Annotated in this window: 15 protein-coding genes; 4 read left to right on the top strand and 11 right to left on the bottom strand. The window is 69.1% G+C overall.

What is annotated here, in order from left to right; all coding sequences use genetic code 11:
• Positions 1-7 precede the first annotated feature (7 nt).
• Positions 8-1,606, top strand: a complete 1,599-nt coding sequence (locus ACWDV4_RS15525; protein ID WP_449978853.1) for a phytoene desaturase family protein — start codon at positions 8-10, stop codon at positions 1,604-1,606.
• 91 nt (positions 1,607-1,697) lie between these two features.
• Here ACWDV4_RS15525 and ACWDV4_RS15530 read toward each other — a convergent pair whose 3' ends face one another.
• The 3 genes from ACWDV4_RS15530 to ACWDV4_RS15540 are packed head-to-tail and all read right to left on the bottom strand — an operon-like array spanning position 1,698 to position 4,277.
• Complete coding sequence (locus tag ACWDV4_RS15530; protein WP_449978856.1) at positions 1,698-2,135, bottom strand: DUF6234 family protein; 438 nt, start codon at positions 2,133-2,135, stop codon at positions 1,698-1,700.
• A 48-nt stretch (positions 2,136-2,183) separates the two neighbouring features.
• Positions 2,184-2,669, bottom strand: coding sequence for a hypothetical protein (locus ACWDV4_RS15535; RefSeq protein ID WP_449978859.1), 486 nt, complete (start codon positions 2,667-2,669; stop codon positions 2,184-2,186).
• A 9-nt stretch (positions 2,670-2,678) separates the two neighbouring features.
• Entirely contained in the window at positions 2,679-4,277 is a 1,599-nt protein-coding gene (locus ACWDV4_RS15540; protein WP_449978862.1) for a Rieske 2Fe-2S domain-containing protein, read from the bottom strand.
• Positions 4,278-4,460: 183 nt separating this feature from the next.
• Here ACWDV4_RS15540 and ACWDV4_RS15545 point away from each other — a divergent pair, with 183 nt between their 5' ends.
• A complete protein-coding gene (locus tag ACWDV4_RS15545; RefSeq protein WP_449978865.1) occupies positions 4,461-4,682 on the top strand; it encodes a DUF2631 domain-containing protein in 222 nt (73 codons plus the stop codon).
• 99 nt (positions 4,683-4,781) lie between these two features.
• Here ACWDV4_RS15545 and ACWDV4_RS15550 read toward each other — a convergent pair whose 3' ends face one another.
• The 8 genes from ACWDV4_RS15550 to ACWDV4_RS15585 form a co-directional block, all read right to left on the bottom strand.
• Positions 4,782-6,107 (bottom strand): DivIVA domain-containing protein, encoded by a 1,326-nt coding sequence (locus ACWDV4_RS15550; RefSeq protein ID WP_449978867.1) that lies wholly within the window; start codon positions 6,105-6,107, stop codon positions 4,782-4,784.
• 46 nt (positions 6,108-6,153) lie between these two features.
• On the bottom strand, positions 6,154-7,293 hold the full coding sequence (rlmN, locus tag ACWDV4_RS15555; protein WP_449978870.1) for a 23S rRNA (adenine(2503)-C(2))-methyltransferase RlmN: 1,140 nt from the start codon (positions 7,291-7,293) through the stop codon (positions 6,154-6,156).
• 116 nt (positions 7,294-7,409) lie between these two features.
• The gene (locus ACWDV4_RS15560; RefSeq protein WP_449978872.1) at positions 7,410-8,660 is read right to left on the bottom strand and encodes a phosphatidate cytidylyltransferase; all 1,251 of its coding nucleotides are present in this window, start codon (positions 8,658-8,660) and stop codon (positions 7,410-7,412) included.
• Positions 8,660-9,217: a ribosome recycling factor gene (frr, locus tag ACWDV4_RS15565; protein WP_449979170.1), complete on the bottom strand. Its 558-nt coding sequence runs from the start codon at positions 9,215-9,217 to the stop codon at positions 8,660-8,662. Before frr ends, ACWDV4_RS15560 begins: the two co-directional genes overlap by 1 nt.
• Positions 9,218-9,443: 226 nt before the next feature.
• Complete coding sequence (pyrH, locus tag ACWDV4_RS15570; protein ID WP_449978875.1) at positions 9,444-10,211, bottom strand: UMP kinase; 768 nt, start codon at positions 10,209-10,211, stop codon at positions 9,444-9,446.
• Between the two features lie 173 nt (positions 10,212-10,384).
• The gene (tsf, locus tag ACWDV4_RS15575) at positions 10,385-11,215 is read right to left on the bottom strand and encodes a translation elongation factor Ts (protein WP_449978878.1); all 831 of its coding nucleotides are present in this window, start codon (positions 11,213-11,215) and stop codon (positions 10,385-10,387) included.
• Positions 11,216-11,358: 143 nt separating this feature from the next.
• Positions 11,359-12,186, bottom strand: a complete 828-nt coding sequence (gene rpsB / locus ACWDV4_RS15580; protein ID WP_449978880.1) for a 30S ribosomal protein S2 — start codon at positions 12,184-12,186, stop codon at positions 11,359-11,361.
• A 320-nt stretch (positions 12,187-12,506) separates the two neighbouring features.
• Positions 12,507-13,394 (bottom strand): helix-turn-helix transcriptional regulator, encoded by an 888-nt coding sequence (locus tag ACWDV4_RS15585; RefSeq protein ID WP_449978882.1) that lies wholly within the window; start codon positions 13,392-13,394, stop codon positions 12,507-12,509.
• A gap of 160 nt (positions 13,395-13,554) precedes the next feature.
• Between ACWDV4_RS15585 and ACWDV4_RS15590 the strand changes: the two genes are divergently transcribed.
• Both ACWDV4_RS15590 and ACWDV4_RS15595 read left to right on the top strand, forming a co-directional pair.
• Positions 13,555-15,051, top strand: coding sequence for an MFS transporter (locus tag ACWDV4_RS15590; RefSeq protein WP_449978885.1), 1,497 nt, complete (start codon positions 13,555-13,557; stop codon positions 15,049-15,051).
• 89 nt (positions 15,052-15,140) lie between these two features.
• A complete protein-coding gene (locus ACWDV4_RS15595) occupies positions 15,141-15,500 on the top strand; it encodes a YraN family protein (protein ID WP_449978888.1) in 360 nt (119 codons plus the stop codon).
• Positions 15,501-15,574 lie beyond the last annotated feature (74 nt).

Here is a 15,574-nt window from a genome sequence, read left to right on the forward strand (position 1 = left end):
CCCCGGCATGGGTGACGAGCTGCCGACCCGGGCCGACGTGGTGATCGTCGGGTCCGGGCACAACGGTCTGGTGTCCGCGATCCTGCTCGCCCGCGCTGGGCTCGACGTGCTCGTGCTGGAGTCGGCCAGCATGATCGGCGGGGCCACCCGCACCGAGCAGCCGTTCCCGAAGGTGCCCCAGCTACGCCACTCCACCGGCTCGTACCTACTCGGGCTGATGCCCCCGGAGCTGATCCGCACCCTCGGCGTGAACATCCCGGTGCTACGCCGCGACCCGCACTACTTCCTGCCCACCCCGGGTGGCCCCGGCTCGCCGTACCTGCTGATGGGCTCCGACCGGGCGGCGACCCGCGCGCAGCTGGCGGCCTTCTTCTCCCCCGCCGACGTGGCCGCCGACGACGCCATGCAGGCCGAACTGGCGCAACTGCGCGAAGACCTGGCCCCGGCCTGGCTCGCCGAACCACTGCCGGTCGAGGAGACCACCGAACGCTACCTACGGCCCACCCTGCGGCAGACCTTCGTCGACCTGGTCCGCGGCTCAGTCGTCGACTACCTGGCCCGCTTCGACTTCCGCTCCGAACTGCTGATCTCCATGTACGCCGTCACCGACGGCCTCTCCGGGCTCACCGCCGGCCCGGACGACCCCGGCACCGGGCACAACTTCCTGGTGCACAACATGTGCCGGCTCCCCGGTGCCGACGGCACCTGGATGATCGCCGCCGGGGGGATGGGCACCGTCTCCCGGGCCTTCGCCGCAGCCGCCCGCACCGCCGGGGCCAGGATCCGCACCGGTACGCCGGTCAGCGCGGTCACCCTGGCCGGTGGCGCGGCCAGCGGAGTCGTGCTGGCCGACGGGCGGGAGATCGCGGCCGAGGTGGTGCTCGGTGCGTGTGACCCGTACCGGCTGCTGGACCTGCTGCCCGACGGTGCGGCACCGGCCGAACTGACCGCGCGGATGGCGACGGCCCGCCGCCCCGGCAGCACGCTCAAGCTCAACCTGGCGCTGACCGGCCTGCCCCGCTTCACCTGCCTACCGTCGGACGCGCCAAGCCCGTTCGGCTCGACCATCCACCTGCTGCCCGGCTCCGCCTCCCAGCTGGCCGGTGGCGGCGGGGAGTCACCGCTGACGGCGCTGCGCGCGATGTGGGCCGACGTGCAGGCCGGCCGGCTGCCCGACGAGCCGACCATCGAGTGGTACCTGCACACCACCGTCGACCCGTCGCTACAGGACCCGGCCGGGCACCACTCCTCCGCCCTGTTCGTGCAGTCTGTGCCCTACTCGCTGAACGGTACGACCTGGGACGCGGCACTGCCGTCCTACGTGGACCGGCTACTGGCCATCTGCGAGCGGTACGCCCCGGGCACCGCCGACCTGGTCGCCGACGCGGTGCCGCTGGCCCCGCCCGGAATCGAGGAGCACTTCGGCATCACCGGCGGGCACATCCACCACGTCGACAACACGGTCTCGTTCACCGACCGGATGCCGTACGCCACCGGAGTCGACGGGGTGTACGCCGGCAGCGCCGGCTGCCATCCGGCCGGCAGCGTCATCGGGGCCGCCGGGCACAACGCCGCCCGTCGGATCCTCACCGACCTCGGCCGCTGAACCACCACCAGCCGCTGAACCACCTCCCGGCCGCTGAGCCACTCCCGGCAGCGCGCCGCCGATCGAGTCATCTTGATCGACGGACCGAAGGTCAGCCGCCGGGGCACCGCGTGTCGCCGCCGCTGCGCTCGATGCAGTGCTCTGGGGCGGGCGGCGCGGGCGCCGGATGGAGCGTCCGCCACGCGTCGAGCGCGAGATATCCCGCCGGCACCGCGAGTAGGACACCGATGATGCCGAAGACAACTACTGTGATCTTGAATCGCCCCACCGCCGCCAGCACGGCGATGAGCAACGGGCCGCCAACCAGCAGCAACCCGAACCACAGTTGCCACCAGGCGACTTCCAGGTCGAGTTGACGCGCCAGCGCCACATCGTCCCCGGGGTCGTAGAACCACGGCTTGACGGTCGCCCAGGAGCTGAACAGAATGCTCAGGCCAATCAGCCAGCCGAGGGGCAACAACACCACGGTCAGCCGCAGGACGGTCTGCCCCCGTACCGGTGCCGGGTGGAGAGGCGGGGTCGCGGTCATGGCCCAGACCGTACGGAGCATCGGGCGCACTGCCCACCGTACGGATTCTCAGCCGACCTGCCAGAGTTTGTCGTCGATGCGTACCTGGGGCAGCCCCGGCACCGGTGCGGTGACCGCGTCGAGCAGATACCGGTCGTCGGTCTCGGCCAGCGTGGCCAGCAGGCGGCTGCCGTCGGGCAGGATCAGGGTCCAGCGTCCCGGCGGTTCCGTGTCCCCGTACAACACGTACGCCGCGAACCGCGCAGCGAGCCGGACGGCGAATTGCCGACGGCCGACCCGGTCGGCTAGATGGCCCTCGATCCCGACGTCGAAGGCCATCGCAAAATGGCCGCCAGCCTCGCGATAGGTGCAGAAGGCGGCGAACCTCGCGTCCGCTGGGACGGCCGCGAGGGCTTCTGTGACCCGGTCAGCGTGGCCGACGAACAGTTCCTCGTCGCCGAGCGCGAAGCAGTCCCGCAGGAACGCCCGCAGCTCGGCCTCGGAAATGCGCCGGGACGACAGCCCGTCATAGCCGGTTGCCGCTGTCCGGGTCACGGTGTTTCCCTACGCGTCAGCTGCCTCACTGGAGGCTGTCTCGCTGGAGGCTGCCTCGCTGGGGGCGGGTTCGCCCGCCCGGCGGGAGCGCAGCTCGTGGCCGACGCTGGTCAGGCACCGTCCGCTGGGCAGGTCGAAACGCCAGCCGTGCAACTGGCAGGTGAGCTGGTCACCGTCGATGACGCCGAACCGGGTCAGGTCGGCCTTCAGGTGCGGGCAGCGCCGCTGCACGATCCAGTCACCGAGCTTGATGTCCTCGGCGTCCGGCTTCTGCTCGGCGTACCAGCCCTCGGCGTACTGCAACCGCTCCTGCGACAGGCACTTGAAGAAGGCGTAGACGAACTCGTTGTACTGGCCGATCCGGGCCGCCGAGAACCGGCAGGAGAGGAAGAGCGAGTTGACCCAGTCGACCTCTTCGATGTGCAGCAGGTGCTCGATCAGCGCCCGCTCGGTACGGAACCGGTAGCGGACCTTCTCGTCGGCGTACGGCCGGACCTGCTTGCCCGGGAAGTCCACCACGATCGACTCGATCGACTCGCCGTCGTAGCCCACCAGGTCGAACCGGACCGGGCCACCGACCCCCTTGGCGAGGTAGACCGACTCCTCCAGCAGCGGCTCGATCCGCCGCTTCATCTCCTTGAGGACGTCGATCTCCGGGTGCCGCCAGGAGGCCTTCTCCGCCTCGAGGATCGGCCGCTTACGCTCCCGCATCTCCTCCAGGTGGGCGACCTTGTTGGCGAAGAACTCAGCCACCGGCATCGGGTGCGTGGTCTCGCAGCTGTCGGCGGTGATCTCGGAGACACTGCCGGGGAGCAGCACCACGCCGTTGGTGCCGCCGACCTTGGCGTACTCGTCGAGGAAGACCTGCTGGTCGGGGAAGATGTTGCCCTCGTCACCGTGGATGTCGTTGAACTGCCACAGCTCGTCATCGAGGAAGCACGGCGGACCGGCGATCGGGAAGACGTGCGACGCCTTCAGGTCGTCGATGTAGCGCCAGGTCCGGTCGAACTGCCGGTCCCGCTTCTGCTTGCCGAAGGCGGTCTTCGCCGCGGTGGGCAGCTCGTAGACCATCGGATACCAGATGGCACCGGAGAACTGGAGCATGTGCGCGTGCACGTGGCCCAGTTCGGTGAAGACGCTCAGGTCGGTCGGGCGGGCATCGTTCTGGTTGAGCAGCCGGATGCCGTCGTGTTCCACCCAGAGCGAGGAGTCGCCGATCGGGCCGTCCGTCGGGCTGGTCAGCGCCTGGATCATGACCTTGAGTCCGCCGTCGAGCTCGACGACCTCGTTGGTCTTGGTCCGCAGGAAGCTGGTGAAGCCCAGCTCACGCAGCTCGTCCTCCAGCTCGGAGGTGGGGTATTCCGGCAACAGCACGGTCGCCTTCTTCGACACGAAGCGCTTCAGGTGCTCCGCGTCGAAGTGGTCCCGGTGCAGGTGGGAGACGTAGAGGTAGTCGGTCTGGCCGAGGGTCTCCCAGTCCAGCTGTGAATTGTCGGGGAATGGAAACCACGAGGCGAAATAGGCGGGATTAACCCACGGGTCACACAAGATGCTGCCCGCGGCTGTGTCGATCCGCATGCTGGCGTGTCCCGTACCGGTGAGTCGCACCGCACACTCTCCCTAGGAAGAAAATCCAGGTGTACGCGTCAAACGCTACCGGAGCCGGTTCCCCGCCCGAACCGCGACGCCGGTAGTGGGGTGGCCGAGGCGAGGTGAGCGGACCCTACGTACCTAGTGGCAGGGGACATGCCAGACTAGGCCCGAGATCCGATCGCTAGGGAAGGACCGAAAGTGGCAGGAAGCGAGCCGGTAACGTCGCCAGACCAGCACAAGCCGGGGAACCGCAAGGCGGGCCAGATCGGTGCGGTCGTCACCGCAGTACTGCTGCTGCTCATGTTGATCGGCAACCACGAGGGCAACGTCGAGAACATCTGGCTGGTCGGGATCGCGCTGAGCCTGCTGGGCATAGTCGTCGGCGACATCGTACTGCGCCGTAACGGCCTGCGCTCCTGACGAACCGGCGCTGACGGAACCGCTAGACCAGAACGACTAAACCAGGTAGGCCCGCCCCGGAATTCCGGGGCGGGCCTACCTGTGTGTCGAAGATGCCGGTCAGCGCCGCCGCATGAGCAGGTCCTTGACTTCCTTGAGCGCTGCGTCGACCTCAGCCTCGAAGTAGCCACCCGACACCAGCTCGAACTGAATCGTCTCCAGTTCGGCCGGGTTGACCGGCATCGGGCCACGGCCCGCCATGCTCACCAGGATGTCCTCGAACAACTGGTCGACCTGTCGTCGGTCGTAGCCGCTGCCGAACCGCCGTACCTGGAAGGTCCGACGGATGTGGTCGATCCGCTGTGCGTCGCTGCCACCGGCCAACGGCGGGCCAGCCATCGGGGGTCCACCAAGGGGCGGTCCCCCGACGGGCGGTCCCCCGAACCCTGGACCACCGGCCTGTCCCCCGGCTGGCGGACCAGCCACAGGCGGTCCACCGAACCCTGGACCACCCGACGGCCCTCCACCCGGCGGCGGGCCTGCCATCGGCGGCACGCCCGGCCCCGCCTTTCGGCCCGGGCCACGCGGCTCGGGTTGACTCCGGCCGCCACCCAGTCGGCTACCCGGTTCCGGCAACAGAATCTCGGTAGTCATCTCCGGCTTACCGTGCCGGCCCGGCTCACGCCGTTCGAACTGCTCGAACTCGTCGTCCAGGTCGGGACGACCGTCGTACCCGGCTGGGCCCCGGGACCGGCCTGGGCCACCCGGCCCGCGCGGACCATCGAACTCGCCACGAGAACCCTCGTAGTCGCCGCCCCCATACGAGCCACCAGGTGGCTGGTCGTAGCGGCCGTACCGGTCTGGCGGGCCGGCCGGAGCCGGCATCTGGCGGGGTGGCATCGGCGGGGCAACCGGGGGGTGACCCGGTTCGTCGCGCATTGCTGGTGGGCCCATTCGGTCCGGCCGGTCCGGCCGATCTGGCGGCCCTAGCCGGTCGGGCGGCCCCATCCGATCCGGCGGCCCCATCCGATCGGGCGGTCCTAGCCGGTCGGGCGGGCCCATCCGATCCGGCCGATCCGGTGCGCCCATCCGAGCCGGCGGGCCCATCCGATCCGGCTGATCCGGCGGTCCCAGCCGGTCGGGCGGCCCCATCCGCTCGGGCCGGTCCGCCGGGCGAGAGTCGGCGGTACGCTTTCGCCCGCCGCGCTCCTCCAGCTCGGCCAACTGCCGTTCGACCCGGTCCAGATGCAGGTCGACCTGCCACTCGTCATAGCCGTTGAAGCGGACGCGAAAGACGACGTCGTGGACGTCTTCGGCAGTGATCGGCGCCCCAGACTGCTCACCAGCGAGGATGGCCTCGACCCGGTCGAGAAAGTCGTCCACCTCGTCGACCTTGTAGCCCCGGCGCAGCGCCTTACGCCGGAAACGCTGACCCTGTTCCGCCACTATGTCTCCTGGTCTGCTTGGTCGTCACGTCGTCCACGACGCAGGCTCACGTCTCCCCCTCCGCAGCGGCCAACTGCCCACACGCACCGTCGATCTCCCGGCCCCGGGTGTCCCGGACCGTGGTGGAGACCCCGGCTGCACGCAGTCGGCGTACGAACTCCCGCTCGACCGGCTTCGGGCTGGCATCCCAGCGGCTACCCGGAGTTGGGTTGAGTGGGATGAGATTCACATGGGCCAACCGACCGGCCAGCAACCGACCGAGCAGGTCGGCCCGCCAGGGCTGGTCGTTCACGTCTCTGATCATCGCGTATTCGATCGATACCCGACGGCCGGTACGGGCGGCGTAGTCCCACGCCGCGTCCAGCACCTCGGCCACCTTCCACCGCTGGTTGACCGGGACCAGCTCGTCGCGCAGTTCGTCGTCGGGTGCGTGCAGGGAGAGCGCCAACGTCACCGAGAGATCCTCGGCGGCCAGCCGACGCATCGCCGGCACCAGCCCCACCGTGGAGACGGTGATATGCCGCTGGGACAGACCGAGCCCCTCGGGTGCCGGGGCGCAGAGCCGTCGGATCGCCGCCATCACCCGGGAATAGTTGGCCAACGGCTCGCCCATGCCCATGAAGACGACGTGCGACAACCGGGGCGGAGACCCGGCCACCGCACCGGAAGCGGCCACCCCGGCGAGGTAGACGGCCTGGTCGACGATCTCGGCGGTGGACAGGTTACGGGTCAGCCCGGCTTGGCCGGTCGCGCAGAACGGGCAGGCCATGCCACAGCCGGCCTGGCTGGAGATGCAGACGGTCACCCGGTCCGGGTAACCCATCAGCACGCTCTCGACCATCGAACCGTCGTGCAGCCGCCACAGCGCCTTGCGGGTGGCACCGTCGTCGCAGACCAGTTCCCGTATTGGCCGGAGCAGGGTGGGCAGCAGCGCCTCGGCGAGCCGATCCCGGGTCGCCGCTGGCAAATCGGTCATCTGTGCCGGATCGCGTACCAGCCGGCCGAAGTAATGGGTGGACATCTGCTTGGCGCGGAACGCCGGCTCGCCCAACTCCTGGACCAGCGCCTGCCGCCCGGGCAGGTCGAGGTCGGCAAGATGGCGGGGTGGCATCGACGCGCGGGGCGAAGCGGTGGTGGCTCCGACGGGGGCGTCCGGACTGATCGGGATCACGGGCAGGCTTGTCATGGCCCGTCCAGTCTCCCACGTTCTCGCACCAAGGTGCGGGGCCGTGTGGCCCGAAGCGGGTCAGTTCCTCGGGCCGGGGTCCGGAAAGTGTGACTCCACACGGTCATCCTGCCGAGTCAGCCCGCCGGGGCGAAGATCGCCAGGAGCAGATAGGCGGTCGGCAGCGCGAACAGTATGGAGTCCAACCGATCCATCAGGCCGCCGTGCCCCGGCAGCAGGTTGCTCATGTCCTTGACGCCAAGATCCCTCTTGATCATCGACTCGCCCAGGTCACCGAGGACCGCCGCGCCGGAGACCGCCAGCCCGAACACTGCTCCCCACCACGGGGCGACGTCGAGTAGAAGCCACAGCAGCAACGCGCTGCCCAACGCGGTCGCGGTCACCGACCCGGCGAACCCCTCCCAGGACTTCTTCGGGCTCACTGTCGGTGCCATCGGGTGCTTGCCGTAGAGCACTCCGGCGACGTACCCGCCGGTGTCGGAGAGCACTACCGCGGCGAGGGTGACCAGCACCCGCAGGTCCCCATCCGCAGGCGCGGCCAGCAGCGCGGCAAAGCCACCGAGGAACGGCACATAGACCGCAATCAAAGCACTCGCGGTCAGGTCCCGCTGGAAGCCCGCTGGCCCGTCACCGAGCCGCCACACCAGCGCCGACAGCACGGTGACCAATAGACCGAGGCTCAGCGCGTCCGGCCCCGCCCACCAGGCCAGCCCGACCATCAGCAGACCGCCACCGACCAGGGGCACCAGCGGCGGGTTGGCACCACTGGTCCGGATCGCGCGGGTCATCTCCCAGATGCCGACGGCGACCGCAGCGCCGATCACGGCGACGAAGGCCAGCTTGTACAGGAAGAGCGGCACCACAACGAGGGCACCGAGGGTGAGCCCCACGGCGATCGCGGCGGGCAGGTTCCGGCCGGCCCGGCTGGCCCGGGTGGGCGGCCGAGAGCGGCTGGCCCGACGTCGGCCGGGACCCCGCCGTGGCGGGGCGACCTCCTCGGCCGGGTCCGGCATCGGGACGGCACCCGGGTCGGCCGCCGGATACGGCTCGGCTACGTCGTGGTCGCCGACAGCCTCCGCGTACGCGGACAGCGGCACCTCGTGCCGACCGGACCACTCATCCGGTCCGCCCTCGCCGGGCGTCGTATCCGTCTCGACGCGAGGCTGAACCAGGGTGGGCGGGTCCTCGTCCCAGGGACGTTCGCCCAAGTCGAAACGCGAGTCGGCGGCATAGGGGTCGGGCGCGGCACCGGTGTGCCGCACCCGACGCGGAGGCTCGTCATCGCTGTCGTCCCAGTGCCGGATGGGGGTCTCCGGGGGCGGCCAGCCACGAGGCTCAGTCCTGCCGTGGGGGTCGGAATATGACATCAGACCTCGAGCAGCTCGGCTTCCTTGTGCTTCACCAGCTCGTCCACGTTGGTGACGTACCTGTGGGTGACGTCGTCCAACTCCTTCTCGGCGCGCCGTCCGTCGTCCTCGCCCGCCTCGCCATCCTTGACGATACGGTCGAGTTCCTCCTTGGCCTTCCGCCGGATGTTGCGGATCGCCACCTTGGCATCCTCGCCCTTACCTCGGGCGATCTTGATCATTTCGCGCCGCCGCTCCTCGGTCATCTGCGGCAACAGAATTCGGAGCTGGTTGCCCTCGTTGTTGGGGTTGACCCCGAGGTCGGAATCGCGGATCGCCCGCTCCATCGCGCCCAGCTGCGACGCGTCGTACGGCTTGATAAGCGCCATTCGCGGCTCGGGAACGCCGATCGACGCCATCTGGGTCAACGGGGTGGGCGTGCCGTAATAGTCGATGACGATCTTTGAGAACATCGCGGGGTGAGCCCGGCCGGTGCGAATCGCCGCAAACTCTTCCTTGGCGTGCTCGATCGCCCGGTCCATCTTCTCCTCGGCCTCGAGGAGCGTATCGTCGATCACCTTTTCCGTCGCCTCCTTCTTCTGAGCGCCGTCGTCGAAGGCGCTCAACTCACGTCCGACCCGGCCGCCGGTCACGGCCTGCACCGCCTCCGGCTACCAGTCACGGCTCACGCCGCTTCCCGCCACCGGGAACGGCCTAGACCGGTTCCCGCCTATCGGTCACGGCTCACGCCGTGCTCGCCCTACCGGTCACGGCTCACGCCGTGCTCGCCCTATCGGTCACGGCTCACGCCGTGATCAACGTCCCGATCCGGTCGCCGCCGACGGCGCGGATGATGGTGTCGTCCCCCTCGGCGCCGAAGACCAGCATCGGCAGGCCGTTCTCCATGCACAGGCTGAAGGCTGCCGCGTCGGCGACCCGCAGACCCCGGCGCAGCGCCTCGGAGAAGGTGATCGTGTCCAGCTTGCTCGCGGTCGGGTCGGTCCGGGGGTCGGCCGTGTAGACCGCGTCCACCCCGTTCTTGCTCATCAGCACCACGTCGGCGCGGATCTCCAGCGCGCGCTGGGCGGCGACCGTGTCGGTGGAGAAGTAGGGCATCCCCGCACCCGCGCCGAAGATCACCACGCGGCCCTTCTCCAGGTGCCGGATCGCCCGCAGGGGGATGTACGGCTCGGCGACCTGGGCCATCGTGATCGCGCTCTGCACCCGCGTCTCGACGCCCTCCTTCTCCAGGAAATCCTGGAGGGCCAGGCAGTTCATCACGGTGCCGAGCATGCCCATGTAGTCGGCTCGAGCCCGGTCCATACCGCGCTTCTGCAGCTCGGCACCACGGAAGAAGTTGCCGCCACCGACCACGACGGAGACCTGGATGCCTCGCCGTACGACCGTCGCGATCTGGCGCGCAATGGCCTGGACCACGTCGGGGTCCACCCCGATGGCGCCACCGCCGAAGACCTCGCCGGACAGCTTGAGGACCACGCGTCGGGCCCGGCCGGGCGGGGGCGCGGTAGGGTCCTCTTCCGCCCGGGGCCGACCATCAACAACCTGCGTCATCCGACCCGCCTCTCCTTCGCGGGCATGCCCGCTGCACGATGTCACCCAACCTGCCGGTGATGACCCTATGTGACGAGGAGGCCGCGGTGCCTGTCGCATACACCAGCGGCCTCCTCTGCGATGTCGTCCCGGTCCAGGCGCGGTGGTCCCGCGCCCAGCTCATCGGATGCTGATCAGGCCTGCCCGACCTCGAACCGCAGGAAGCGGGTCACGTCGATGCCGGCCTCGGCCAGCACCTGCTTGACCGACTTCTTGTTGTCGGCGACGGACGCCTGCTCGATCAGAACAAAGTCCTTGAAGAAGGCGTTGACCCGGCCCTCGATGATCTTGGACATGGCCGCTTCCGGCTTGCCCTCCTCGCGGGCGGTCTGCTCGGCGATCCGCCGCTCCGACTCCACGATGTCGGCCGGAACCTCGTCGCGGATCACGTACTTCGGACGCATTGCGGCGATCTGCATCGCGACGGCACGCGCGTCGGCGTCGGCGGCCTCGTCGGACTTGCCGGTGTACTCCACCAGCACGCCCACCTGCGGCGGCAGGTCCTGGCTCTTGCGGTGCAGGTAGACCGCTACGGTGCCGGCGAGCACGCCGAACCGGTTCAGCACCAGCTTCTCGCCGATCTTGGCGGACTGCTCCTGGAGGAGGTCGGCCACGGTACGGCCGTCGGCCATCGTCGAGGCGAGCAGCGCCTCGGCATCGGCGGCGCCGATCTGCTCACCGTGCTCGACCAGCTGCTGGGCCAGCGCGATGAAGGCGTCGTTCTTGGCGACGAAGTCGGTCTCGCAGTTGAGTTCGAGCAGCGCCTTGCCGGAGTGGGCGACCAGACCGTTGGCGGTGGTACGGCCGGCCCGCTTGCCGACGTCCTTGGCGCCCTTGACGCGCAGGATCTCTACGGCCTTGTCGAAGTCGCCCTCGGCGTCGGTGAGCGCCTTCTTGCAGTCCATCATTCCGGAACCGGTCAGGTCCCGGAGCTTCTTGACGTCCGCGGCGGTGAAGTTGGCCATGACTCTCTCTTCGTGTGTGACGCGGCTGGTTGGGTGGTCGATGGGGCTTACCCGATAGTGGGGTTACCCGGTAGTGCGACGGAGCAGTCGTACCCGGTCGGTCCGCCGGCCGCACGAGGCGGCCGGCGGACCAGACAGCGAGGTCACTCTGCGGCGGCCACCGCAGGCTCGTCAGCCTTCTTCTCGGTGTCCTCGATCAGCTCCCGCTCCCACTCGGCGAGCGGCTCGTCGGCGGCGACGACACCCGGCTCGGGCTTCTCGTCGGCGCCACGGCGCTTGCCGGAGCGGGCGATCAGGCCGTCGCCGACGGCAGCCGCGATGACCTTGGTCAGCAGCTCGGCGGAGCGGATCGCGTCGTCGTTACCCGGGATCGGGAAGTCGACCTCGTCGGGGTCGCAGTTGGTGTCGAGCACCGCGATCACCGGGATGCCCAGCTTGCGGGCCTCGTCGACGGCGATGTGCTCCTTCTTGGTGTCGACCACCCAGATCGCCGACGGCAGCTTCTGCATGTCCCGCAGACCACCCAGCGTACGGCTGAGCTTGATCTTCTCGCGGGAGAGCTGCAGGGTCTCCTTCTTGGTGTAGCCAGCCGCGGTGCCGGACAGGTCGCCCAGCGCCTCCAGCTCCTTCATCCGCTGGAGCCGCTTGTAGACCGTCTGGAAGTTGGTCAGCATGCCGCCCAGCCAGCGGTGGTTGACGAAGGGCTGGCCAACCCGGGTCGCCTGCTCGGCGATGGCCTCCTGGGCCTGCTTCTTGGTACCAACGAAGAGGATGCTGCCGCCCTCGGCAACGGTGTTACGGACGAACTCGTACGCCTTCTCGATGTAGTCGAGGGTCTGGCGCAGGTCGATGATGTAGATGCCGTTGCGCTCGGTGAAGATGAAGCGCTTCATCTTCGGGTTCCAGCGCCGGGTCTGGTGCCCGAAGTGGACGCCGCTTTCCAGCAGCTGACGCATGGTCACTACGGCCATGGTGGGGTGCTCCTTTGAAGTCCCTGGTTGTCATGACCCGGCCGGTGGCCGGGCACCCTGGTGCCTGGTCGCCGGCAGGGTGGACTCGATCAAGATCGAGACCAGGGAGTCGGCGCCCCACGGAGACCCGGAAGACGGGGACCCGTGGAGAGGGCACGCGAGGTCGACCGCACGAGGCGGTCGCCAGTCGACCAGTGTACGCCCCCTACCTGAACCGCCCGCACACAAACCCCTGCCGGCGGTTTTGTCCGGAAACGTTCCCTATCGTCGTGAATTGCCGCGAAGTCGCGCTGTCCGCGTTCGACCTTCTGGCCCCCTGGTCAGCGGACGGCCGGGGCGTACGCGGGCAGGTCGAGCCCCGCACCGAGCAGCCGAAGCGCCGCCTCCGACCCGGTACCGGGTGCCGCGGTGTACGTGATGATCCGCTGACCGGAATCGTCAGGCAGGTGCATGACCTCGAAGGCGACCTCAAGCTGACCGACGACCGGATGTCGCAGCTGCTTGGTTCCCGAAATACAACTACGAACCGAGTGTTTCGCCCACAGACCGGCGAACGCCGGGCTCTTCATGCAGAGCTCGCCGATCAACGTCGCGAGCGCCGGGTCGTCGGGAAACCGCCCGGCGACCAGCCGCAGCGCCGCAACCGCTCGGGCCGCCTCCTCGTCCCACCGGACATGGAGCTCACGGGTGTGCGGGTCGAGAAACAGCATCCGGGTCAGGTTCGGCCGATCAGCCGGCCGATCCGGTGCCGTGAAGTCCTGGTGACCGGCGAGCAGCAGATGTCCGAGCCGGTTCCACGCCAGCACCTCGTTCCGAAGTCCCAGCACCACCGCCGGCACCTCGGTCATGGCGTTGATGAGCTGTCTCGTACCCGGTCGGGCCACCTCCGGTCGGGGCGGTCGGCTCCGGCGACCCGGCTGTGGTCGGGCCAACTCGTACAGGTGGGCCCGCTCGTCGTTGTCCAGCGCCAAGGCGCGGGCCAGTGCCTCGATGACCGACTCGGAGGCGTTCACGCTCTGCCCCTGCTCCAGCCGCGTGTAGTAGGTGGGGCTCACCCCGGCCAACTGGGCCAGTTCCTCGCGCCGCAGTCCAGGCACTCGGCGAGCACCGTAGGAGATCAGGCCGACCGACTCCGGGGTGATCCGCGCACGAAGGGTCCGTAGAAAGTCCCCGAGGGTGCCTGCATCCAGGCTGCCTGCACTCCGCATGTCCCCATCATGACCCGGTCGTCGAAACCGCCGCCTACCCCTGTCAGTGCCAGGCAGCGTCAGGCTAGGCAGATCGGGGACCTGGTTGCCGCACGCCGCCCGGCCGAGGGTGGTGACGATCCGAAAACGTCACCAGATCTCCGAAAGGCAAGACCCGATCATGACCAGCACCGCATCGGACGAGCGGGCCCGCACCCGGCTGACTCGGCGGGAGCGACTCATCCTCGTCGTACTCATGACCGCGAGCTTCACACTCGCCGTGGACTTCTCGATCCTCAACGTCGCGCTGCCAGCGATCGGCGCCGACGTCGGCTTCTCGCTGGAGAACCTCCAGTGGATCGCCACCTCGTACGCACTCTTCGCGGCCGGCTTCACACTCCTCTTCGGGCGGGTCGCCGATCTCTTCGGTCGGCGGCGGATATTCCTGGCCGGCATCGCGCTGCTGGGTGTCTCCTCCCTGATCGGCGGCCTGGCCGAGACCCCCGAAGTACTGCTGATCGCCCGGGTGGCGCAGGGGCTGGCCACCGCTGCGGTGACTCCGGCCGCGTTGTCGTTGCTGACCACCTCCTTCCGTGAGGGGCCGCTGCGCGACCGGGTGCTCGGGCTCAATGGCGCGCTGATGGCCGCCGGTTTCACCACCGGCGCCATCCTCGGCGGGGTCCTCACCGATGGGTTGAGCTGGCGATGGGCCTTCTTCATCAACGTGGTGATCGCCGCCGGCGTGCTCGCCACCGCACCCGCTGTGCTGTCCGAGAGCCGACCGGCCCAGCGGCCCGCCCTCGATGTCCCCGGAGCGGTCACCGTGACCCTCGGATTGCTGGCGATCGTCTACGGCCTGACCACCGCGGGCGAGAAGTCCTGGACCCACCCCGGGGCGCTGCTCGCGCTGGCCGTCGGCGTGATCCTGCTGGCGGTGTTCTGGATGGTCGAGAAGCGGGTCGGCTCACCGCTGGTCCCGGTCGCGATCCTCCGGCGGCCCAACCTCGGCTGGGGCAACATCGCCGGCCTGCTCGCCTTCGCCACCGAGACCTCCCTGGTGTTCCTGCTCACCCTCTATCTCCAGCAGGTGCTCGGCTACTCGGCCCTGGCCGCCGGAATGTCGTTCGCGGTCCTCGGAGTGGGCACCGTCCTCGGTGGCATCCTCGGTCCGAAACTCATCGGACGAATCGGCAGCAAGAAGACGCTCGTCGTCGGTTTCCTCGCCCAAGCCGTCGCCACGCTTCCACTGGTGCTGCTCAGCCCCAACCCGGCCTGGATCATCGGACTGCTGATCGCTACCTTCGCCGGTGGGGTGGCCAACCTGGTAGCGATCGTGGGCTTCATGGTCACCGCCACCTCCGGCCTGCCCGACGGGGAACAGGGGCTGGCAACCGGGCTGACCACGATGAGCCAGCAGGTCGGCATCACGCTGGGCACTCCGATCATGTCCACCATCGCGACCGGCACCATGCACGCTCTTGATACGCAGACCACTGATACCGTCCTCGCCGGCATCACCACCGCCATCGCCGCCAATGCCGGCCTCGCGTTGATCGCCGCGCTGATGATCGGGGTCTTCCTCCGCCAGCCTGCCCGCAACCGAGTCCAGCCGGACGTCGTACCGGATGAGGTCCCGGCACGGTCGGCACGATCGGGGCCTAACACATCGCCGGCATGATCGTCCGGCCGTCCACAGAACGCCCGGTTGTCCACAGGCTCCGTGCACGGGGTAGCTGGTCAGCCGGGTGTCCGGGCATCCTCGCCGTCATGACGACGGTCAGACAGGCGGTCGGTGCGTACGGCGAACGGTGCGCCGTACGCCACCTGGTGGCAACTGGACTGCGGGTGGTGGCCCGCAACTGGCGCAGTGACCAGGGCGAGGTCGACATCGTCGCCTGGGACGGCGACATACTGGCCTTCTGCGAGGTAAAGACGCGTCGTAGCGACACCTTCGGTTCCCCCGCCGAGGCGGTGGTGCCAGCCAAGGCCCGACGGTTGCGTCGGCTCGCCGCGCAGTGGCTGGCGCAGCATCCCGCTGAGCCCCGTGAGGTGCGCTTCGACGTGCTCGAGGTGTTCGTGTCTGGACGTGGCGCGGCCCGGGTCGAGCATCTCAAGGCCGCGTTCTGACCACCTCGACGCCAGGTTGAGCTGGGCCTCGGGCAGGCAATAGCACAGGGCAGGCTTGATCGTCCGACTGTCCA

Source organism: Micromonospora sp. NPDC003197, assembly GCF_053590565.1.

Coding starts and splice junctions, on each gene's coding strand:
- rlmN (WP_449978870.1), bottom strand. CDS start 7,293: ATGACAAGCCTGCCCGTGATCCCGATCAGTCCGGACGCCCCCGTCGGA.
- ACWDV4_RS15560 (WP_449978872.1), bottom strand. CDS start 8,660: ATGTCATATTCCGACCCCCACGGCAGGACTGAGCCTCGTGGCTGGCCG.
- ACWDV4_RS15595 (WP_449978888.1), top strand. CDS start 15,141: ATGACGACGGTCAGACAGGCGGTCGGTGCGTACGGCGAACGGTGCGCC.
- ACWDV4_RS15525 (WP_449978853.1), top strand. CDS start 8: ATGGGTGACGAGCTGCCGACCCGGGCCGACGTGGTGATCGTCGGGTCC.
- rpsB (WP_449978880.1), bottom strand. CDS start 12,186: ATGGCCGTAGTGACCATGCGTCAGCTGCTGGAAAGCGGCGTCCACTTC.
- tsf (WP_449978878.1), bottom strand. CDS start 11,215: ATGGCCAACTTCACCGCCGCGGACGTCAAGAAGCTCCGGGACCTGACC.
- ACWDV4_RS15590 (WP_449978885.1), top strand. CDS start 13,555: ATGACCAGCACCGCATCGGACGAGCGGGCCCGCACCCGGCTGACTCGG.
- ACWDV4_RS15585 (WP_449978882.1), bottom strand. CDS start 13,394: ATGCGGAGTGCAGGCAGCCTGGATGCAGGCACCCTCGGGGACTTTCTA.
- ACWDV4_RS15530 (WP_449978856.1), bottom strand. CDS start 2,135: ATGACCGCGACCCCGCCTCTCCACCCGGCACCGGTACGGGGGCAGACC.
- pyrH (WP_449978875.1), bottom strand. CDS start 10,211: ATGACGCAGGTTGTTGATGGTCGGCCCCGGGCGGAAGAGGACCCTACC.